This is a genomic window from Mitsuaria sp. PDC51 (assembly GCF_900113225.1).
Taxonomy (GTDB): Bacteria; Pseudomonadota; Gammaproteobacteria; order Burkholderiales; family Burkholderiaceae_C; genus Roseateles.
In genome coordinates, this window is the sequence record NZ_FOZE01000002.1 from 1785706 (window position 1) to 1805824 (window position 20119).

18 protein-coding genes are annotated in these 20119 nt (G+C 69.5%); 9 read left to right on the forward strand and 9 right to left on the reverse strand.

The genetic code is table 11. The annotated features are described in order from the left end of the window. The first annotated feature begins 86 nt into the window (after positions 1-86). The 9 genes from BM393_RS19255 to BM393_RS19295 all read left to right on the forward strand — a co-directional run bounded on the left by BM393_RS19255 (position 87) and on the right by BM393_RS19295 (position 11112). Positions 87-1205, forward strand: coding sequence for a Re/Si-specific NAD(P)(+) transhydrogenase subunit alpha (locus BM393_RS19255; protein ID WP_091730463.1), 1119 nt, complete (start codon positions 87-89; stop codon positions 1203-1205). A gap of 69 nt (positions 1206-1274) precedes the next feature. Further along, positions 1275-1604, forward strand: coding sequence for an NAD(P) transhydrogenase subunit alpha (locus tag BM393_RS19260; RefSeq protein WP_091730467.1), 330 nt, complete (start codon positions 1275-1277; stop codon positions 1602-1604). Between the two features lie 3 nt (positions 1605-1607). Then, a complete protein-coding gene (locus BM393_RS19265; RefSeq protein ID WP_091730472.1) occupies positions 1608-3029 on the forward strand; it encodes an NAD(P)(+) transhydrogenase (Re/Si-specific) subunit beta in 1422 nt (473 codons plus the stop codon). 185 nt (positions 3030-3214) lie between these two features. After that, on the forward strand, positions 3215-5110 hold the full coding sequence (locus tag BM393_RS25840) for a hypothetical protein (RefSeq protein WP_175538421.1): 1896 nt from the start codon (positions 3215-3217) through the stop codon (positions 5108-5110). 141 nt (positions 5111-5251) lie between these two features. Next, positions 5252-7312: a sensor histidine kinase gene (locus BM393_RS19275; RefSeq protein ID WP_091730475.1), complete on the forward strand. Its 2061-nt coding sequence runs from the start codon at positions 5252-5254 to the stop codon at positions 7310-7312. 144 nt (positions 7313-7456) lie between these two features. After that, positions 7457-9130, forward strand: coding sequence for a long-chain-fatty-acid--CoA ligase (locus BM393_RS19280; protein ID WP_091730479.1), 1674 nt, complete (start codon positions 7457-7459; stop codon positions 9128-9130). 87 nt (positions 9131-9217) lie between these two features. Next, positions 9218-9763, forward strand: coding sequence for a hypothetical protein (locus BM393_RS19285; RefSeq protein WP_091730484.1), 546 nt, complete (start codon positions 9218-9220; stop codon positions 9761-9763). A 44-nt stretch (positions 9764-9807) separates the two neighbouring features. Further along, positions 9808-10365 carry an NADPH-dependent FMN reductase gene (locus BM393_RS19290; RefSeq protein ID WP_091730489.1) on the forward strand — a complete coding sequence of 186 codons (558 nt, stop codon included), beginning with the start codon at positions 9808-9810 and terminating at the stop codon, positions 10363-10365. 15 nt (positions 10366-10380) lie between these two features. Continuing rightward, positions 10381-11112, forward strand: coding sequence for a 16S rRNA (uracil(1498)-N(3))-methyltransferase (locus BM393_RS19295; protein ID WP_254783497.1), 732 nt, complete (start codon positions 10381-10383; stop codon positions 11110-11112). On the opposite strand, the gene BM393_RS25375 is transcribed toward BM393_RS19295, so the two are convergent. The 9 genes from BM393_RS25375 to BM393_RS19335 all read right to left on the reverse strand — a co-directional run bounded on the left by BM393_RS25375 (position 11092) and on the right by BM393_RS19335 (position 19870). Continuing rightward, the gene (locus BM393_RS25375; protein WP_141225402.1) at positions 11092-11277 is read right to left on the reverse strand and encodes a hypothetical protein; all 186 of its coding nucleotides are present in this window, start codon (positions 11275-11277) and stop codon (positions 11092-11094) included. The genes BM393_RS19295 and BM393_RS25375 overlap by 21 nt on opposite strands. A 95-nt stretch (positions 11278-11372) precedes the next feature. Next, positions 11373-11630 carry a hypothetical protein gene (locus BM393_RS19300; protein ID WP_091730495.1) on the reverse strand — a complete coding sequence of 86 codons (258 nt, stop codon included), beginning with the start codon at positions 11628-11630 and terminating at the stop codon, positions 11373-11375. A 78-nt stretch (positions 11631-11708) separates the two neighbouring features. Beyond that, entirely contained in the window at positions 11709-12995 is a 1287-nt protein-coding gene (locus tag BM393_RS19305) for a class I SAM-dependent RNA methyltransferase (protein WP_091730498.1), read from the reverse strand. 86 nt (positions 12996-13081) lie between these two features. Next, complete coding sequence (locus tag BM393_RS19310; protein ID WP_091730501.1) at positions 13082-14605, reverse strand: RNA polymerase factor sigma-54; 1524 nt, start codon at positions 14603-14605, stop codon at positions 13082-13084. 14 nt (positions 14606-14619) lie between these two features. Further along, positions 14620-15387 carry an LPS export ABC transporter ATP-binding protein gene (gene lptB / locus BM393_RS19315; RefSeq protein WP_091730505.1) on the reverse strand — a complete coding sequence of 256 codons (768 nt, stop codon included), beginning with the start codon at positions 15385-15387 and terminating at the stop codon, positions 14620-14622. Next, on the reverse strand, positions 15384-16007 hold the full coding sequence (gene lptA / locus BM393_RS19320; protein WP_091730510.1) for a lipopolysaccharide transport periplasmic protein LptA: 624 nt from the start codon (positions 16005-16007) through the stop codon (positions 15384-15386). Before lptA ends, lptB begins: the two co-directional genes overlap by 4 nt. A 179-nt stretch (positions 16008-16186) precedes the next feature. Beyond that, a complete protein-coding gene (locus BM393_RS19325) occupies positions 16187-17878 on the reverse strand; it encodes an ABC transporter ATP-binding protein (RefSeq protein WP_091730514.1) in 1692 nt (563 codons plus the stop codon). Between the two features lie 4 nt (positions 17879-17882). Beyond that, positions 17883-18935 (reverse strand): ABC transporter permease, encoded by a 1053-nt coding sequence (locus BM393_RS19330; RefSeq protein ID WP_175538422.1) that lies wholly within the window; start codon positions 18933-18935, stop codon positions 17883-17885. Then, positions 18932-19870 (reverse strand): ABC transporter permease, encoded by a 939-nt coding sequence (locus tag BM393_RS19335; protein ID WP_091730516.1) that lies wholly within the window; start codon positions 19868-19870, stop codon positions 18932-18934. Before BM393_RS19335 ends, BM393_RS19330 begins: the two co-directional genes overlap by 4 nt. Positions 19871-20119: the final 249 nt, after the last annotated feature.

The window sequence follows — 20119 nt, forward strand, 5'->3', positions numbered from 1 at the left end:
AAAACCCCAGTCGCGGGCGCGTCCCGCCCGAGGCGGTCCCCCGGTTAAGCTCGCCCGGACCCTGATTCAGGATGGAGGGATTCCAGATGCTGATCGGTGTGCCGCAGGAAACCGCGGCGGGGGAAGCGCGCGTCGCCGCGACGCCGGAGACCGTCAAGAAGCTGGTCGCGCAGGGCCACACGCTGCGCGTTCAGCAAGGTGCCGGCCTGAACGCCAGCGTGACCGACGAGGCCTACGCCGCCGCCGGCGCGGAACTGGTCGGGCGCGAGGCGGCCTTCGCCTGCGACCTCGTCCTGAAGGTCCGTGCGCCGGAGCCCGGCGAGATGGCGCTCTTCAAGCCCGGCGCGGTGCTCGCCGGCATGCTCAATCCCTTCGACCGCGACGGCCTGCAGCGCCTGGCCGAGGCGCGGCTCACCGCCTTCGCGCTCGAGGCCGCGCCCCGCACCACCCGCGCGCAGAGCATGGACGTGCTCTCCAGCCAGGCCAACCTGGCCGGCTACAAAGCGGTGATGCTGGCCGCCTTCCATTACCAGCGCCTGTTCCCGATGCTGATGACCGCCGCCGGCACGATCAAGGCCGCGCGGGTCGTCGTGCTGGGCGTCGGGGTCGCCGGCCTGCAGGCGATCGCCACCGCCAAGCGGCTGGGCGCGGTCATCGAGGCCTCCGACGTCCGCCCCGCGGTGAAGGAGCAGGTCGAGTCCCTCGGCGCCAAGTTCATCGACGTGCCCTACGAGACCGACGAGGAGCGCCAGGCCGCCGAGGGCGTCGGCGGCTACGCCCGCCCGATGCCGCCGAGCTGGCTGCAGCGCCAGCAGGTGGAGGTCGCCAAGCGCGTCGCGCAGGCCGATGTCGTCGTCACCACCGCGCTGATCCCCGGACGGCCGGCGCCGGTGCTGGTGACCGAGGAGATGGTCCGCGCGATGAAGCCGGGCTCCGTCATCGTCGACATCGCGGCGCCGGCGGGCGGCAACTGCCCGCTCACCGAGCCGGGCCGGACGGTGCGCAAGCACGGCGTGACGCTGGTGGGCGAGACCAACCTGCCGTCGCTGGTGGCGGCGGACGCGTCCGCGCTCTACGCGCGCAACGTGCTGGATTTCCTGAAGCTGGTGCTGACGAAGGAAGGCGGCTTCGCGCTGCCGGCCGACGACGACATCGTGACCGCCTGCCTCGTCGCGCACGAGGGCCAGGTGCTGCGCCAGGCCTGAGCGGCCACCCTGCTGGAGGCCGCGAGGCCGCATGACGACCGGGCCGCGCGCCCGCAAGGAGAGTCCCGGATGGATGCCGTTTCTCCCACCCTCATCAACCTGACGATCTTCGTGCTGGCGATCTACGTCGGCTACCACGTCGTCTGGACCGTGACGCCGGCGCTGCACACGCCGCTGATGGCCGTGACCAACGCGATCTCGGCCATCGTCATCGTCGGCGCGATGCTCGCCGCCGCGCTCACCGAGACCTCGCTGGGCAAGTTCATGGGCACCTTCGCCGTCGCGCTCGCGGCGGTCAACGTCTTCGGCGGCTTCCTCGTCACGCGGCGGATGCTGGAGATGTTCAAGAAGAAGGAGCGCAAGACTCCCGCCGATGGCCACGGCAACGCGAAGGGCTGACCGATGTCGATGAATCTCGTCACCCTGCTTTACCTGATCGCGAGCGTCTGCTTCATCCAGGCGCTCAAGGGCCTCTCTCACCCGACCACCTCCATCCGCGGCAACGTCTTCGGCATGGTCGGCATGACCATCGCCGTGCTCACCACCGGCGCGCTGATCCTGAAGCTGGCCGGCGGACAGACGCTGGGGCTGGCCTATGTCCTGGGCGGCCTGGTGGTCGGCGGCGGCATCGGCACCGTCATGGCGCAGCGCGTCGAGATGACCAAGATGCCGGAGCTGGTGGCCTTCATGCACAGCATGATCGGCCTGGCGGCGGTGTGCATCGCGGTGGCCGCAGTCGTCGAGCCTCATGCCTTCGGCATCGCGCCCCGCGACGCGCCCATCCCCGGCGGCAACCGCATCGAGCTGGCCCTGGGCTGCTTCATAGGCGCGGTGACCTTCTCTGGCTCGGTCATCGCCTTCGGCAAGCTCAGCGGCAAGTACAAGTTCCGCCTGTTCCAGGGCGCGCCGGTCACCTTCCCCGGGCAGCACTGGCTCAACCTGGCACTGGGCCTGGCGGCGGTGTTCTTCATCTTCGGCTTCTGGCACTCGCAGAGCGCGATGGACTTCCTGCTGGTCGCGGCGCTGGGCTTCGTGCTGGGCGTGCTGCTGATCATCCCGATCGGCGGCGCCGACATGCCGGTCGTCGTGTCGATGCTCAACAGCTACTCCGGCTGGGCCGCGGCGGGCATCGGCTTCTCGCTCAACAACAGCATGCTGATCATCGCGGGCTCGCTGGTGGGCAGCTCGGGCGCGATCCTGAGCTACATCATGTGCAAGGCGATGAACCGCTCGTTCTTCAACGTGATCCTGGGCGGCTTCGGCGCCGAGGGCACCGCCGCCGCCGGGGCCGCGCAGCAGCGCAATGTGAAGAGCGGCAGCGCGGACGACGCGGCCTTCATCCTCGGCAACGCGGAGAGCGTGATCATCGTCCCCGGCTACGGCCTGGCGGTGGCGCGCGCGCAGCATGCGGTCAAGGAGCTCGCGCAGAAGCTGATCGAGAAGGGCGTCACCGTCCGCTATGCGATCCATCCGGTGGCGGGTCGTATGCCGGGTCACATGAACGTACTGCTCGCCGAGGCCGAGGTGCCCTACGACCAGGTCCATGAGATGGAGGACATCAACGCCGAGTTCGGCCAGACCGACGTGGCCATCATCCTCGGCGCGAACGATGTGGTGAACCCGGCCGCGCTGCAGAAGGGCAGCGCGATCTACGGCATGCCGATCCTGGAGGCCTACAAGGCGCGCACCGTCATCGTCAACAAGCGGTCGATGGCGGCCGGGTATGCGGGCCTGGACAACGAACTCTTCTACATGGACAAGACCATGATGGTCTTCGGTGATGCGAAGAAGGTGGTCGAGGACATGGTCAAGGCGGTGGAGTGACCGAGGGGTGTGAGGCGGTGTGGTGCGATCCGCGCGATCGGCGCGTGGCCGTCCTCCCCGGCTAGTTTCAGTAGGACACCTACCGACTGAAGGGGAAGGCGTCCAAGCGCACCACCGCTGAAGGTCGATGCGCATCCGAGTGCGCTTGAACAGACTGCGAGGCTTTCCATCGCCGTCTGTTTGCCATGACCACTCCCTCCGATCCGTTGTCCCGTGTCCGTGCCGTGATGTCGCCGGCGCCAGGGGGCGATGCGCCATCGCGCCGTCGTCGCGACGAGGACGACCTCGACGCAGCGCCGCCCGCTGACCCGGATGCGCCCGCGCGCGATGGCGCGCCGCCGCCACCCGCCACGCCGGCAGAGCCCACGGAGCCGCCAGCTGCGGACGCCGGCGCGCCGGTGAAGGCGGATGCCGATGGCGCCGACGCGTCGCGCGCCGATCGCTCCAGCGCGCTGCTGGCCTCGGGACTCGGCCTGCTCGGCGTGGGCGGCGCGGCCAGCGTCGCGGTGGCCGCCGCGGGCGGCTCGAGCAGCAAGCCGCCCGTGGCCGAGGTGGAGCGACCGAAGCCCGAGACGCCCAAGCCGGAACGCCCCGAGCAGGAGCAGCCCGGACCGGAGCAGCCGAAGCCCGAAGCCCCAGGGCCCGAGCAGCCGAAACCCGAAGGGCCGAAGCCGGAGAAGCCCGAATCGGAGTCCCCGAAGCCCGAGCAACCCAAGCCCGAGCAACCCAGGCCCGAGCAACCCAGGCCCGAGCAACCCAGGCCCGAACAGCCAAAACCGGAAGAGCCAAAGCCGGAAGAGCCCCAGCCCGAGCGACCGAAGCCCGAGGAGCCCAAGCCGGAGCCCGAGCAACCGAAGCCGGAGGGGCCCAAGCCCGAGCAGCCGAAACCCGAAGAGCCCAAGCCCGAGCAACCGAAACCGGAACAACCCGGTGGCACCGACCCTGAGCCGAACCCCGACGTCCCCGCGCCGCAGCCGCGCCTGGTGATGGACACCGGCGTGTCGGACCACGACGGCATCACCTCGCGCGCGGACGTCCAGGTCGACGCCCTCCTGGGCAGCGGCCGCTGGCGCTACAGCCTCGACGGCGGCGAGTCCTGGGTCGCGGGCAGCGGCGATCGCATCACGGCCGCGGCCTTCGGCGCGGACGGCCGCAAGGACCTGATCGTCGAGCAGTTCGATGCGCAGGGCCACCGCAGCGTCTCGAGCCGGCTGTCGTTCGAGCTCGACACGCAGGCGCCGGCGGGGTTGGCGCCCTCGGCGCCGGCCAATGGCTGGCTGGGCCGCGACGGCGACATCCATGTCGGCCGCCTGGACCGCGACGCGCACTGGCAGTACAGCCTCGACGGCACGACCTGGCGCCCCGGCACCGGCGGCGGGCTGCGCGGCGCCGAGGTCGGCCAGGAGGGCGAGCAGCAGATCTGGCTGCGCCAGGTCGACCTGGCGGGCAACGCGAGCGAGGCGAGTCGCGTCACCGTGAACGTGGACCTCACCCCGCCGAAGGGCGCGCTGATCCGGCTGCCGGTCGACCCCCCGATCGACGGCCCGTTCACCACCGCTCCGCACATGAAGCACGGGACCATCGACGTGGCGGCCATGGACGGCTGGGCCTACAGCTGGGACGGCCAGTCCTGGCTGACCAATGCCGACCATGGGCGCAGCGTCAGCACCGCGGGGCTCAAGGACGGGGCGCACACGCTGCAGGTCCGTCAGCAGGACCTGGCCGGCAACGTGACGATCACCGAGCGGTCGTTCACGCTGGACACCGTCAAGCCCGTCGCGCCGACGGTGCAGCTGGTCAACGACACCGGCTACTGGAACAACGACAGGATCACCTCCGACGGCACCCTGCGCCTGGGCAAGCTCGAGCCCAACGCGGAGTGGTGGCTGAAGGTCACCGTCAACGGCAAGGAGTACTACCAGGGCGGCAAGGGCCACACGATCACCACCGCGGACATGGGGCTGCCGGCCGGCACGGCGGGCCAGGTCGAGGTCTTCGTCCAGCAGGTGGACCTGGCCGGCAACCAGAGCCTCCCGGCCCACTTTCAGTTCGAGCTCTATGTCCAGAGCGCCGTGATCTGAAGCGGACGGGACAACGCCGCCCCTAGGTCCAAGGTTGTCCCGCCCCGCCCCTTGACCTAGCATCGGCCGCGCCGGTTCCATCGGGCCGGCGTTCCTTTTGGCGATGCCGTGGGGGGCCACTTGGCGGTATGGACTCGCGCGATGGAGGCGCGGCCGGCGACGTCGGCGATCTCGATCCGCCGGCTTGCGCTGCTGGTGGTGCTGCCGCTGCTGCTGCTGGGCGCCGTCCACCTGTTCTCGCAGCAGTACGGGACGGCGATGCCGCCCCAGGTGCTGCGGCTGGCCGAGGCGCGCCTGCTGCCCGGCGACGCCCTGGACCCAGCGCAGATCCCCGGCGCCTTGCTCGATCCGCAGCTGCCGGCGCCCGCCGCGTCGGCCATCGTGTCCCGCCCGCTCGAAGCGACGGCCACGCCGACGCCGATGCCATCGACGGCGCCGACGACGCCGGTGACCTCCCTCGCGCCAGGCCACGTCGTGGCGCTGCCGGTCCAGATCCACGACACCGATGCGCCGGGCCCGCTCTGGTTCGCGCTCGACTTCCGCCTCGATCGGCCGGCGCAGGTGCCGTACTGGCTGGTGATCCAGCATCGGCCCGCGGCCTCGATCTACCTCGACGGCCAGTTGATCGCCACCTCGGGGCCGGGCGTCGGCTACGTGTCCGAGGACGAGGACGACCTCGCGCAGCGCGGCCTGCTGCTGGCGGGCCGACGCCTGCAGGTCAGCATCCCGCCGGCATTGCTGCCTGCCGGACCGCATCGCCTGAGCCTGCGCCTGGCGCGGCCGGGCTTCGAGGGCGCGGGGCTGTCGGCGCCGCTGCTGGGTCCGGCGTCCCAGATCCGCGCGCTCCAGGAGGGACGGCGGTTCTGGCAGGTGGCGCGCGTGACGACGACCCTCGCCGGTCTGGTCATCGGTGCCTTCATGCTGATGGTGTGGCTGGCGCTGCGGCAGGAGTGGCTCTACGGCGTCACCGGCGTCTTCTGCCTCTGCACCGCGCTGCTGCTGTCGCCCTACCTGCTCAATGGCGCGCTGTTCCCCGCGCCGTGGTGGCGCGTGGCCCTCGACGTCGCCGACGTGCTGTCCAAGGCGCTGCTGCTGTTCCTGGTGGCGCGGCTGTCCGGCTTGGCCGCGGGCTGGGCGGAGCGGATGGCCGCGGCCTACCTGGGCCTCGGGCTGGTGATCGACGCCGCGGCGGCGATGCTCGGCTGGAGCTGGACCGACTTCCACCATCCCTGGCCCTGGTGGGCGTTGGGCAGTCGCTTCGTCGTGCTGGTGGCCGCGGCGGCGCTCGCCGCGCGCGCCGCGCTGGCGTCCGGCCGTCGTGCCCACCTCGCCGCGGCCTGCGCCGTCGCGCTGTCGGGCTGGGTGTGGCTTTACGTCAGCGCCTTCGCGCTGGTCATGTCGCGCCAGATGAGCGTCGTGGACATCAACGTCGTCGGCCATGCGGTGCTGATCGCGATCGCCGGCGTGGCGCTGCAGCGGCGCTTCGTCGGCTCGCTGCGCGACCAGGCGATGGCGCGGGTGCGGCTGGAGCAGGCGCTGGACGCGCGCACCCGCGAACTGCAGGACCGCTGGGAAGACCTGCAGGACAGCGAGCGGCAGCGTTCCGCGGCACAGGAGCGCGAGCGCCTGCTGCAGGAGATGCACGATGGCCTGGGCTCGCAGCTCGTGACCGCGCGCCTGTGCGCGGAGCGCGGCGTGCCGTCGCAGGCGCTGGTGGGCCAGCTCGACGAATGCATCCGCGAGATGCGCCTGACCGTCGATGCGCTGGCCGTCACCGACGGCGACCTGACGCTGCTGCTGGCCAACCTGCGGCACCGGATGGCGCCGCGCCTGCAGGACGCAGGCCTGGAGCTCGACTGGCAGCTGACCGACGTGCCGCTGCTGCCCACCTTGCGCGGCACCGGCGGCCGCGAGCTGATCCGGATCGTGCAGGAGGCGCTGAGCAACATCATTCACCACGCCGGGGCCACGCGGGTCCGGTTCTCGACGCGCGTGGACGCGGCCCGCGGACAGGTCCTGCTGTCGATCGTCGACAACGGCCGCGGCATGGCCGTCGGCCTGCGCCAGGGCAATGGCCTGCGCGGCATGCGCCGGCGTGCCGAGCGGATCCGCGCCGCCATCGACTGGCGCCCGCCCGAGGATGCCGCCGTCGAGGGCGGCACCGAGCTGCTGCTGCGCCTGCCGCTGCACGCCGATGACTGAACGTCAACGCGCGATCGACACCGATCGCGGTCGTTCCCGGTGCGTTCTGGAGTCATCTCTCCACTTTGTGCGCTCTATCGAATCCCCTGATGGGGGGCGCATGGCGATCAGCGAGAATCCGCGCCGTACCTTGGAGACAGAACAATGGAGAAGAACTGGCTGAAGCACTATCCGGCCGGGGTGCCCGCCGAGATCGATGCGGATGTCTATCCCTCGCTGGTGGAGCTGATGGAGGCCGCGTTCAAGCAGTTTCCCGAGCGCGCCGCCTACAAGATGCTGGGCCGCTCGATCAGCTTCGCGCAGATCGACGAGGCCTCGCGCGCGCTGGCCGCGTACCTGCAGGGCCTGGGCCTGGAGAAGGGCGACCGCGTCGCGATCATGATGCCCAACGTGCCGCAGTACCCGGTCGCCGTCGCGGCCGTGCTGCGGGCCGGCTTCGTCGTCGTCAACGTCAATCCGCTGTACACGCCGCGCGAGCTGGAGCACCAGCTCAAGGACGCCGGCGCCAAGGCCATCGTCATCATCGAGAACTTCGCCGCCACGCTGCAGCAGGTGCTCGCGAGCGTGCCCACCAAGCACATCGTGCTGGCGGCGATGGGCGACATGCTGGGCTTCGCCAAGGGCATGGTCGTCAACTACGTGGTGCGCAAGGTCAAGAAGCTGGTGCCGGCCTTCGAGCTGCCATCGGCGGTGCGCTTCAACGACGCCGTCGCCAAGGGCCGCGGCCAGACCTACAAGCGCCCGACGGTGGGCCCCAATGACATCGCGGTGCTGCAGTACACCGGCGGCACGACCGGGGTGTCCAAGGGCGCGGTGCTGCTGCATCGCAACCTGGTGGCCAACACGCTGCAGTGCGAGGCCTGGTACCAGCCGGCGCTGAAGAAGAAACCCGCCGACGAGCAGCTGATGAGCGTCTGCGCGCTGCCGCTGTATCACATCTTCGGATTCACGACCAACCTGATGCTGTCGATGCGGGTGGGCGGCTGCAATGTGCTGATCCCCAATCCGCGGGACCTGCCGGCCGTGTTCAAGGAACTGAGCCACCACAAGATCCACAGCCTGCCGGCGGTCAACACGCTCTTCATGGCGATGGCCAACCATGCGCAGTTCAACACGGTGGACTGGAGCGGGCTGGTGATCTCGGTCGGCGGCGGCATGGCCGTGCAGCAGGCCACCGCGCGGCTGTGGCTGGAGAAGACCGGCTGCCCGATCGTCGAGGGCTACGGCTTGTCGGAGACCTCGCCGGTCGCCTGCTGCAACCCGACCGACAGCACCGCCTACACCGGCTCGATCGGCCTGCCGCTGTCCGGCACCGAGGTGACGCTGCTGGACGATGACGGCAACGAGGTGCCCCCCGGTGGCACCGGCGAGATCGCGATCCGCGGTCCGCAGGTGATGGCCGGCTACTGGCAGCGGCCGGACGAGACCGCCAAGGTCATGACCGCCGACGGCTACTTCCGCACCGGCGACATCGGCACCGTGGACGATCGCGGCTTCTTCCGCATCGTCGACCGCAAGAAGGACATGATCCTGGTCAGCGGTTTCAACGTCTATCCCAACGAGATCGAGGATGTGCTGACGCAGATGCCGGGCGTGCTGGAATGCGCGGCCGTGGGCGTGCCCGACGAGAAGGCGGGCGAGGCGGTGAAGGTCGTGATCGTGCGCCGCAACCCGGCGCTGACCGAAGCCGACGTGAAGGCCTTCTGCGAGGCCAACCTGACCGGCTACAAGCGGCCGCGGATCATCGAATTCCGCACCGAGCTGCCCAAGACGCCGGTGGGCAAGGTGTTGCGCCGTGAATTGCGCGACAAAAAGTAGCAGTCGGTAGCAGTTTTCGGGAATGCTCGCGGGCGAAAACCGCCCGTGTCCGCCTAAAGTTCGCCCTCCTGTGGAGGAGACAAGGCCGTGCTCGAAGAACGTTACGAAAAGACCGAGGCCGGGAGAGCGGAAATCAAGTCGCGCGCGCTGGTGCAGGCGCGCGTGGCCCGCAATCTGCTGCTGGTGATCGACGCCAGCAAGACCGGTGCCGACTGGGTGGCGATGGTGCAGGGCGCCGCGCCGGCAGACCTGGAACTGCTGATCCAGCACCAGCTGGTGAAGGCGACCGCCGGCGCGCCGCTGTCGCGGCCCATGGGGCCGGCGTCGATCGCGACGCCGATGGGCGCGGGGCCGTCCTCGCGCATGAGCGGTGCCTCGCCGTCGCGGCCGGCGCCCTCGCGCCTGGCCGGGGTGCCGACCTCGTCGCTCGACTACGCGCAGCTCTACACTGCGCTGAGCACCTTCGCCAAGCAGCAGGGGCTGCTCAAGGGTTACAAGCTGGCGCTCGAGGTCGAGCAGTGCAGCGACATGAACCAGCTGCAGACGCTGGCGCTGGACATCATCGACCGCGTGCGCGCCACCAAGGGCGACGCCGCGGCCCACGAACTGCGTGCGACACTGGGCTTCAACTGAACCGACCGCCCTGGGGCGGTCCTTCCTTTGTTGGGAGCACATCCATGTCCTCGCCCTATCGCGTCGCGGTACTCGTCGGCAGCCTTCGCAAGGCTTCGTTCAACCGCAAGCTGGCCCTCGCGCTGGCGCAGCTGGCCCCGGCCGAGCTGAAGCTGGAGATCGTCGAGATCGGCCAGCTGCCCTTCTACAACGAGGATGAGGCGGCCGAGCCGCCGGCGTCCTGGGTCGAGTTCCGCAACGCCATCAAGGCGGCGGACGCCGTGCTGTTCGTCAGCCCCGAATACAACCGCTCCATCCCCGGCGCGCTGAAGAATGCGCTGGACGTGGGCTCGCGGCCCTACGGCCACAACGCCTTCGACGGCAAGCCGTCGGCGGTGATCACGCTGTCACCGGGCGCGCTGGGCGGCTTCGGCGCCCATCACCACCTGCGTCAGGTGCTGGCCTGCCTGAACGCGCCGCTGCTGCCGTCGCCGGAGGTCTACCTCGGCGGCGCGAACGAGATGTTCAAGGACGATGGCAGCCTGGCCAAGCCGGAGACGGAAGCCTTCCTGCGCAAGGTCATGACCGCCTTCGCCGCCTGGGTGCAGAAGCTCAAGGGGTGAGGTTTGGCGGCGAGGTTGTTTGTCGAGCAGCCGCTGGGCGCGCTCGCGCTCGAGGCTGAACTGGCGCTGCCGCCCGGCGCGGCGCGCCATGTGCAGGTGCTGCGGCTGCAGCCCGGCGATGAGGTCACCTTGTTCGACGGCAGCGGGGACGAGTGGACCGCCGCGGTGACGGCCATGGGCCGCAGCGAGGTCCGCGTGGCGCTCAAGTCCCGGCAGCCGGTCGATCGCGAGATGAAGCGCGCGGTGACGCTGGCGGTCGTGATGCCGGCCAACGACCGCATGGACGGCATCGTCGAGAAGGGCTGCGAGCTGGGCGCGGTGGCGATCCAGCCGCTGATGAGCGAGCGCTCGGTGCTGCGGCTGCAGGGCGATCGGGCGGAGAAGAAGCGGGCGCACTGGCAGGGCGTCGCGATCGCGGCGGCGGAGCAATGCGGGCGGTCGAAACCGCTGCAGGTGGCGCCGCTGAAGACGCTGGCGCAGTGGCTGGCGGAGCTGCCCGACGATGCCGATGAACAGCGCTGGCTACTGAGCCCGGTGGCGGCGCAGCCCTTGTCGGCGCTGGCGTCGAAGGCGGACGATGCGGGAGGCATCGTGGTGCTCAGCGGCCCCGAAGGCGGCCTCAGCGAGGCCGAGGAGCAATCGGCCCGCGCGCGAGGCTTCAGCGCCGCGAAACTGGGTCCTCGGATCCTGCGGGCGGATACGGCGCCGCTGGCGGTGCTGGGTTGGCTATCCCTCAGCGGATCCTGAAGCGTCCTCTAGCGCTTCGATTCCCAATTCGCGGTAGAGCTGCTCAAAGGCCTCGTCCACCGGGATGTACTCCGACGATGGTGTCGCCAAGCGACGGTCCAGCAGTTCGCGGAATGCCTGATAGCGTTCCGCTTGCTGTCGGAGCGTGTGCGGGATGTCGTTCATGTCAACGGTCTCGACTATTCAAAGGCGCGCAGTAGCCGGGCGGTGTCGCGCGCCGTCGCGCAGGTCGTCCAATGCCTCCGGCTGGAGGCAGACCTTCATTCGTCGCGATGCCTCAGCAGAGGGAACTCTGCACGCAAAGTCTCGAAGGCCTCATCCAGAGGGATGCCCTTCCCGGCCTTGATGTCCGCGACGGCTCGGTCAACCGAGGCATCGAAGGCGCGCAGTTGCGCCTCCCGCCAGTCCTTCAACTCCTCGCTGTCGCGCAGCACCTGCGTGCGCGACGAATACTTTCCGCTCTCGATCAGATCCAGCACGATGGCCTCCAGGTCGGGTCCAAGTTCGGCGTGAATCATCTCGGTCCTTCCGTCGGAAAGAAATCGCATCGTAGGGGGTGACCGCATCCCCAACAAGGAGGCCCCCACCCGGCGAAGTTATTCGTCGGAGTCAGTGGTCCCGGCGTTCTGCCGGCGCGCGGAGCCGGCCACCAGGTCGAACTTGAACAGCCGGCATTCGATCGGGCCGTTCCACATCGGGATGCGGCGCGACTCCTTCAGCCGCATCTTGCTCGGCAGCTTCATCTCCGGACACAGCAGCCAGGCCGTCCATCCCGCCTCGTGCTGCGTGTAGGCGCGCTTCCAGTGCGCGGACAGGCGCGGGAAGAAGTCGTCCCCAGCGTCGCGTTCCTCGGACAGCGCGCCGCCGTCCATCCGGTGCGCACCGGCCTTGCCGCGCACCTCGATCCGCTCGCCATACGGCGGGTTCAGCATCAGCGTGCCGGGCATGTCCGCCGGCAGCTTCGGCGCGGGACGCTCCAGCGCATCGCCGCCGTTGAACTGGATGTACTGCGCCACGCCCGCGCGCTCGGCATTGCGGCGCGCGAAGTCGACCATCCGGAACGACACGTCGCTGGCGAAGATCGGGACCTCGGGCGGATGCTCCGCGGCGCGCGCCTGGTCCTTCATCGCGCGCCAGGCCGGCAGCAGCGGCTGGAACGGCGCGAGCTTCTCGAAGGCGAAGCGGCGCTGGATGCCCGGCGCGATGTTGCAGGCGATGGTCGCCGCCTCGACCGGGATGGTGCCCGAGCCGCAGCACGGATCGCTCAGCGCGCCGCCCGCCTCGCGCGTGCCCTTCCAGCCCGCCGCGGCCAGCATCGCCGCGGCCAGCGTCTCCTTCAGCGGCGCATCGCCCTTGTCCTCGCGCCAGCCGCGCTTGAACAGCGATTCGCCGGAGCTGTCGACGTAGACCGTCGCCAGGTATTCCGTGAGGTGCAGCTGCAGCGGCAGGTCCGGCCAGCGCGTGTCGACGCTGGGGCGCTCGCCGCTGGCCTCGCGCAGCACGTCGCAGACGGCGTCCTTCACCCGCAGCGTCGCGAAGTTCAGGCTGTGCAGCGGCGAGCGTTGCGCCGTCGTGTCCACCCGCAGCGTCTGGCGCGGGGTGATCCAGCGCGTCCAGTCGACGGTGCGCGCGATCGCGTAGATGTCGTCCTCGTGGCGGTATTCCTCGCGCGCCACTTCGATCAGCACCCGCTGCGCGAGCCGGCTGTGCAGGTTCAGCCGCATCACCGCGGCCAGCGTGCCGTACAGGCCCACGCCGCCGCGGAAAGCCTTGGGCCCGTCCAGGCATTCGTCCGGGCCGAGGATGTCGCGAACCTCCGCCTCCAGCCAGTCTTCGACGCCGGCGGCGCAGGGCAGGAACAGGTGGTAGGCGGTATCGGACATCGTGGGGCGGCGTGAGGAAGCGAGCGCCGCGGCGCCCGGGGATCAAGCGGCGGATTGTCCCACCGACAGGCGATCGGGGCCGGCGCTCAGCGCGCCTTGCGCAGGTTCGCTGGCGCGAGCTTGAGCGCCTCGCGGTACTTGGCGACGGTGCGGCGCGCCACGGTGATGCCCTGCTCGCCGAGCATCGTCGAGAGCTGGCTGTCCGACAGCGGGCTGGTGGCGTCCTCGGCGGCGATGAACTGCTTGATCAGCGCCCGCACCGCGGTGCTCGAGGCATTCCCGCCCGCCTCGGTCGACAGGCTGGAGCCGAAGAAGTACTTCAGCTCGAAGGTGCCCCAGGGCGTGGCCATGTACTTGGCCGTCGTGACGCGCGAGATGGTCGATTCGTGCAGCCCGAGTTCATCGGCGATCTCCCGCAGCACCAGTGGCTTCATCGCCAGCTCGCCATGGGTGAAGAAGCCGCGCTGGCGTTCGACGATCGCCTCGCTGACGCGCTGGATGGTGTCGAAGCGCTGCTGGATGTTCTTGATGAACCAGCGCGCCTCCTGCAGCTGCCCGCCCAGCGGCGAATTGCTGACGCCGCCGCGCGTGGCGCGCAGCGCCTGCGCGTACAGCTCGTTGATGCGCAGCTTGGGCAGCACGTCCGGGTTGATGGAGACGCGGAAGTTGCGGCCGGCCTTCTGCACGATCACGTCCGGGATGACCGGCCGGTTGTCGCTCTGCGCGTAGCGGCGGCCGGGCTTGGGCTCCAGGCCGGCGATCAGCGATTGCGCGTCGCGCAGCAGTTCCTCGTCGGCGCCGGTCAGCGACATCAGCCGGCGCCAGTCGCGCTTGGCCAGCAGGTCCAGGTGGCGGCGGCAGACGACGACCGCCAGCGCCTGCTCCGGCGAGCGCGGCAGCGTGCGCAGCTGCAGCTCCAGGCATTCGGACAGGTCGCGCGCGCCGACGCCGGACGGCTCCATCGACTGCAGCCACTTGAGCGCCACCTTGAAGCGGTCCAGCAGCTCCTCTCGCTGCTCCGCGTCGGCCTCCTCGCCCAGGATCGCGGCGACCAGCTCCTCGAGCGGATCCTCGAGGTAGCCGTCCTCGTTCAGCGATTCGATCAGCGCCAGCAGCGCCGCGCGGTCCACCGCGCTCAGGTTCATGCCGGGGATCTGCGCCCGCAGCACGTCCTGCAGCGATTCCGACGGCGCCTCCGTCTCGGGCCGCTCGTCGTCGTCGCCCGAGGACGAGGCCGCGCTGCCCGGCGTCTCGCGGATGCCATCGAAGTCGTCGCCCTCGGTGCCGTTCTCCCAGTCGTCGCGCTCGGTGGTGCCGAATTCCTCGGCGCGCATCTCCTCGCCCGCGGGCGCGTCGCCGGACGGCGCCTCGGACTCGGTCTGCGCGACGCGCTCCTCGCGTTCCTCGCGCTCGGTCAGGCGCTCCTGCGTGGCGGTGGGCAGCGGGGCGTCGAATTCCTCGTCGGTCTCCAGCAGCGGATTGCTGGCGAGCATCTGCTCCACCTCCTGGTGGAGCTCCAGCGTCGACAGCTGCAGCAGACGGATGGACTGCTGCAGCTGAGGCGTCAGCGCGAGATGCTGGGACAGGCGAACCTGTAGCGTCGGCCTCATGTCCGGCTCCGGCCCTACATCTTGAAGTGTTCGCCGAGGTAGACCCTGCGCACGTCCTGGTGCTCGACGATGTGCTGGGGCGTGCCTTCGGCGAGCACCGCCCCCTCGCTGATGATGTAGGCGCGATCGCAGATGCCCAGCGTCTCGCGCACGTTGTGGTCGGTGATCAGCACGCCGATGCCGCGCTGCTTGAGGAAGCGGATGATCCGCTGGATCTCCAGCACCGCGATCGGGTCCACGCCGGCGAAGGGCTCGTCCAGCAGGATGAAGCGCGGCTGCGTGGCCAGCGCGCGGGCGATCTCGACGCGGCGGCGCTCGCCGCCGGACAGCGCCGGCGCGGGCGTGTCGCGCAGCTTCTCGATCGAGAGCTCGTTGAGCAGCTTGTCCAGCTCCGCGTCGATGCGCGCGGACGACCAGGCCTTGCCCTTGTCGTCGAGCTGCAGCTCGAGCACGGCGCGGATGTTCTCCTCGACATTGAGCTTGCGGAAGATCGAGGCTTCCTGCGGCAGGTAGCTCAGCCCCATGCGCGAGCGCTGGTGGATGGGCAGGGTCTGCACCGGGCGGCCGTCGATCTGGATCTCGCCGGCATCGGCGCGGACCAGGCCGACGATCATGTAGAAGCTGGTCGTCTTGCCGGCGCCGTTGGGGCCCAGCAGGCCGATGACCTCGCCGCTGTGCAGGTCGAGGTGGACGTCCTTGACCACCTTCCTGACGCCGTAAGACTTCTGCAGCCCCCAGGCCTGCAGGCGGCTCCGGGAGGTGTTCGTGCGGGCTTGGGTCATTGCTGGGGCGACTGGCGGGGCGTCAGGTTGATGCTGGGACGCAGCGGCAGCGGGGCGCTGCTGGCCGGCGGCGGTTCGCTCGCGGCATTGCGCGGCATCAGCACGACGCGACCGCGGCCGCTGGGATGCGGCGAGGCGGCGCCGGTCTCGACGACCAGGCGCTCGGTGCGGTTGTCGTAGTTCAGCGTGGCGCCGGACAGCGCCTGCTTGAGCTGGTCGCCCTGCATCACCCGCGCCTCGGCGTTGCCGACCAGGCGGATGGTCTCGGTGCGGGTGTCGTATTCGATCTGGTCGGCGCGGCCCTCGATGCGCTCGCCCGGGGTGTCACGGTCCTGGCGGAAGTGGACCTGCTTGGCGGAGGTGCCGTTGGCGTAGGCCTGGTAGTAGCCGTCGCTGGTCTCCTGGACGTCCATGCGCTCGGCGCGCAGCTCCATGGAGCCCTTGGTCATGATCACGTTGCCGTTGAACTCGGACCGCTGGCGCACCTTGTCGATCGCGCCTTCGCGGTCGAAAACCAGGTTCAGCGGCTTCGTGCGGTCGTCCTTGGAGGCCTGCGCCCAGGGCGCGGCGAGGGCCAGCGCGAGCGCGCTCGACAACAGCAAGGGGCGACGAAGCGACATGGGGGAATCCTGACGGCACAAAACTTGCGAGCCATTCTAGCCACCGCTTCGCGAGGGAGCAGGAGGTCCCCCGCGCGAGCGAGGGACCTGGACTTCGCGATTGTGCAAAGTTCCCTTTTGGTGCAGGGATGGTGCAGGGGGCGGGGCGGCGTTCCCCGTCCGGTCGGCGTCGGATGGGCTCAGGCCACGCTGGCGGCGGGCTCCGCGCCCTGATAGCCGCGCGGCACGGCGCCGAGCAGGCGCTTCGTGTACTCCTGCTTGGGCGCCAGGAGCAGCGCGCGGGCGTCGTTCTGCTCGACCACGTCGCCGTGCTGCATCACCAGCACCTCGTCGGAGATGAACTTCACCACCGCCAGGTCGTGGCTGATGAAGATGTAGCTCAGGCCGAACTCGTCCTGCAGGTCCTTGAGCAGGTTCAGCACCTGCGCCTGGACCGACACGTCCAGCGCCGACACCGCCTCGTCCAGCACCAGCACCTCGGGCTTGAGCGTCAGGCAGCGCGCGATCGCGATGCGCTGGCGCTGGCCGCCGGAGAACTCGTGCGGGTACTTGTGCAGCGCGCTCTCGTCCAGGCCGACCTTGCGCAGCAGCGCGCTGGCGGTGGCCAGGCGCTCCTCGTGGCTGGCGCCGATGCCGTGGATCTCCATCGGCTCCAGCAGCGTCTGCGAGATGGTGAAGCGCGGGTTCAGCGACGCATACGGGTTCTGGAAGACCACCTGGATCCGGCGGCGCATCTTCTGCCAGTCCGGGCCCGTCATCTTCAGCAGGTCCCGGCCCTCGAAGAGCACCTCGCCGCCGGTGGGTTCGTGCAGGCGCAGCAGGGTCAGGCCCATCGTGGTCTTGCCGGAGCCCGACTCGCCCACCACGCCCAGCGTGTGGCCCTTGCGCAGCTGGAAGTCCACGCCCTTGACGGCCTTGAACTCGGTCTTGCCGAACAGGCCCGACTTGAAGAAGAAGCTCTTGCGCAGCCCCTTGACCTCCAGGATCACCGGCGCGGCCGGATCCTTGGCCTTGCCCGCGCCCTGCGCCGCGCGCCCGGCGATGTGGTCGTCGATGACCATCAGCCGCGCCGGGTTCTCGGTCAGCGAGGGCCGGCAGGCCAGCAGCGCCTTCGTGTAGGCGTCCTGCGGGTTGTGGAAGATGTCGGCCACCGGTGCCTGCTCGCGGACCTTGCCATGGCGCATGACCACGACCTGGTCGGCGATCTCGCCCACCACGCCCAGGTCGTGCGAGATGAACAGCATGCTCATCTTGTGCGTGTCCTTGAGCCTGGCCATCAGCTCCATCACCTGGCGCTGGATGGTCACATCCAGCGCGGTGGTGGGCTCGTCGGCGATCAGCAGCTTGGGATTGCAGGCCAGCGCCACCGCGATCATCACGCGCTGCTGCTGGCCGCCGGACATCTCGTGCGGGTAGCTCTTGAGCCGCCGCTTCGGGTCGGGGATGCCGACCTCGTTGAGCAGCTCCTCGGCGCGCACCAGCGCCTGGCGCCGGCTCATGCCCAGGTGCTTGATCAGCGGCTCCATGATCTGGTCCGCGACCGGGAACACCGGGTTCAGCGAGCTCATCGGGTCCTGGAACACGCAGGCGATCTCGCGCCCGCGCACCGACTGCAGCTCCCGCAGCGAGGTCTTGAGCAGGTCGCGCCCCTGGAACAGGATCGCGCCGCTGCGCTCGGCGTTGTCGGGCAGCAGGTTGAGGATGGACATCGCCGTCACGCTCTTGCCGGAGCCGGACTCGCCCACCAGCGCGACGGTGCGGTTCTCGGGGATGTCGAAGCTGACGCCCTTGACGGCCAGCTGGCGCTGCATCACGCCGCCGGTCCTGCCCATGCGGAAGGCGACCTTCAGGTCTTGAATGCTCAACAGCATGGCGTTACTCCAGACCGCGCAGTTTGGGATCGAGCGCGTCGCGCAGCGCATCCGTGAAGAGGGCGAACGCGGTGACGAACACCGCCATGAAACCGGTCACGGCGGCCAGCTGCCACCAGTAGCCCAGGATCAGCTCGCTCTGGGCTTCCGCCAGCATCGTGCCCCAGGACACCTGGTCCACGCTCACGCCAAGGCCCAGGTAGGACAGGATGACCTCGCTCTTGATGAAGCCCACGACGTGCAGCGACAGCTGCACCAGCGCCACGTGCGACACGTTGGGCAGGATGTGCTTGAACATGCGCGAGGCCTTGCTCGCGCCGATGGCCTCGGCGCTGCGCACGTACTCGCGCACCGAATGCTTCATGAACTCGGCGCGCACCAGGCGGTAGATGCCGGTCCAGCCCGCCAGGCCCAGGATCATCACCACCGGCAGCACGCCGCGGCCGAAGACGACGGCGAACGCGAAGATCAGCAGGATGTTGGGCATCGCCGTGAAGACGTTGTAGACCCACTCCAGGAAGTCGCCGACCTTGCCGCCGTAGAAGCCCGACAGCGCGCCCAGCACCGTGCCGATGAGGGTGGCCACCAGCGCGGCCAGCACGCCCACCATGATGGAGATCTCCGCGCCCTTGATCGCCTTGGCCAGCACGTCGCGGCCCAGCCGGTCGGCGCCGAAGGCCAGCGTCTGCGCGCGCGGCGCCTCGTCGGTCTTGTACTGCTTGGCCCGTTCGGTCCACTCGGCGTACTTGGGCGCGAGCGGGTCGATGTCGCTGAGGTCGACGTTCGGCCCCTTGGGCTGGGCGATCGCGCCGGCCGCCTCGGCGGGCGCGGGGCCCATGAAGGTCGGCGGCGCGTTGGGCACGCCGGTCTCCTTCTGCCAGTCGCGGGCCACCAGGCCCAGGCCGGCGGCCAGCACCAGCAGCAGCGACAGCGCCACCACCACCATCGAGAACACGCCGACCTTGTCGGACTTCAGACGTCGCCACGAAGCGGCCCACACGCCCTGCGAGCGCTTCGGCGCCGCGACCGCGGCCTGGTTGGACAGCACTGCGCTCATTTGAGGACCACCCGGGGGTCAACCAGCTTGTAGAGGAGGTCGGTGACGAGGTTCACCACCATCGTCAGCGCCGCGATGTAGATCGCGAAGGCCTGGATCACCGGATAGTCGTTGCGGTTGACCGCCAGCAGGATCTCGCGGCCCAGGCCCGGGATCGAGAAGAAGACCTCCAGCAGGAAGGAGCCGACGAACACGCCGGGCAGCGCCACCGAGATGTTGGTCATGATCGGGATCATCGCGTTGCGCAGCACATGCTTGAGCAGGATGGTCTTCTCGGTCAGGCCCTTGGCGCGTGCGGTGCGGACGTACTCGTGGCCGATCTCGTCGAGGAAGAAGGTGCGGTACAGCCGCGTGTACGGCGACAGCGCCACGGCCACCGCGACGAACACCGGCAGCGGCGCGTAGGTCGTCAGGTTGGTCCACAGCGAGTCGCTCCAGCCCTGCACCGGGAACCAGCCCAGCCGGAAGGCGAAGACGTACTGCGCCACGATCACGTAGACCAGCAGCGAGATCGACACCGCCACCGTCGTCAGGATCATCACCGCGCGGTCGGTCAGGCTGCCCCGCATGTAGGCCACGGCCAGCGCGAAGGGGATCGCCAGGATCACCTCCAGCACCAGGATGGGCAGCATCACCGTCAGCGTGGCCGGCATGCGCGTGGCGAAGAGGTTGGCCACCGACTCGTTGGTCGCCCAGCTCTTGCCCCAGTCGAAGGTCACGATCTGCTGCAGGAAGATCAGCAGCTGTTCCCACACCGGCTTGTTCAGGCCGAGCTGCTCGCGGATGGCTTCGATCTGGTCCTGGCTGGCGTTCAGGCCGCCCAGCACTTCGGCGGGATCGCCGCCAAACCATTTGAAGAGGAAGAACACCAGCAGCACGACGCCCAACAGCGTGGGGATCATTTGCCACAGGCGCCTGATGAGATATGCCGCCATGACCGCGGGACTCCAAGCAAGCGCCGCCGGGATCGCGCGAGCGTCCGGCGACCGATAAAGACAAACCCCGGACGCTTGTGACGGCCGGGGCCTGCGGGTCGAAAAATCACGCGCGAGTCTACGTGAGCGCCTCTCGCCGCCGCACCGGCATTTGCCCTGAATCCATCGAAGAAAACTGATGAAGCACGCTCGTGGAAGCAGGCGCATCCATCCGCAGTGCGCCCTGGCGACGGGGCAGGTCCCGCTCTC

Excerpts from the sequence above, each read along its gene's own strand:
- BM393_RS19255 (WP_091730463.1), top strand. The coding sequence starts at position 87 with ATGCTGATCGGTGTGCCGCAGGAAACCGCGGCGGGGGAAGCGCGCGTC.
- BM393_RS19260 (WP_091730467.1), top strand. The coding sequence starts at position 1,275 with ATGGATGCCGTTTCTCCCACCCTCATCAACCTGACGATCTTCGTGCTG.
- BM393_RS19265 (WP_091730472.1), top strand. The coding sequence starts at position 1,608 with ATGTCGATGAATCTCGTCACCCTGCTTTACCTGATCGCGAGCGTCTGC.
- BM393_RS25840 (WP_175538421.1), top strand. The coding sequence starts at position 3,215 with ATGACCACTCCCTCCGATCCGTTGTCCCGTGTCCGTGCCGTGATGTCG.
- BM393_RS19275 (WP_091730475.1), top strand. The coding sequence starts at position 5,252 with ATGGAGGCGCGGCCGGCGACGTCGGCGATCTCGATCCGCCGGCTTGCG.
- BM393_RS19280 (WP_091730479.1), top strand. The coding sequence starts at position 7,457 with ATGGAGAAGAACTGGCTGAAGCACTATCCGGCCGGGGTGCCCGCCGAG.
- BM393_RS19290 (WP_091730489.1), top strand. The coding sequence starts at position 9,808 with ATGTCCTCGCCCTATCGCGTCGCGGTACTCGTCGGCAGCCTTCGCAAG.
- BM393_RS25375 (WP_141225402.1), bottom strand. The coding sequence starts at position 11,277 with ATGAACGACATCCCGCACACGCTCCGACAGCAAGCGGAACGCTATCAG.
- BM393_RS19300 (WP_091730495.1), bottom strand. The coding sequence starts at position 11,630 with ATGATTCACGCCGAACTTGGACCCGACCTGGAGGCCATCGTGCTGGAT.
- BM393_RS19305 (WP_091730498.1), bottom strand. The coding sequence starts at position 12,995 with ATGTCCGATACCGCCTACCACCTGTTCCTGCCCTGCGCCGCCGGCGTC.
- BM393_RS19310 (WP_091730501.1), bottom strand. The coding sequence starts at position 14,605 with ATGAGGCCGACGCTACAGGTTCGCCTGTCCCAGCATCTCGCGCTGACG.
- lptB (WP_091730505.1), bottom strand. The coding sequence starts at position 15,387 with ATGACCCAAGCCCGCACGAACACCTCCCGGAGCCGCCTGCAGGCCTGG.
- lptA (WP_091730510.1), bottom strand. The coding sequence starts at position 16,007 with ATGTCGCTTCGTCGCCCCTTGCTGTTGTCGAGCGCGCTCGCGCTGGCC.
- BM393_RS19325 (WP_091730514.1), bottom strand. The coding sequence starts at position 17,878 with ATGCTGTTGAGCATTCAAGACCTGAAGGTCGCCTTCCGCATGGGCAGG.
- BM393_RS19330 (WP_175538422.1), bottom strand. The coding sequence starts at position 18,935 with ATGAGCGCAGTGCTGTCCAACCAGGCCGCGGTCGCGGCGCCGAAGCGC.
- BM393_RS19335 (WP_091730516.1), bottom strand. The coding sequence starts at position 19,870 with ATGGCGGCATATCTCATCAGGCGCCTGTGGCAAATGATCCCCACGCTG.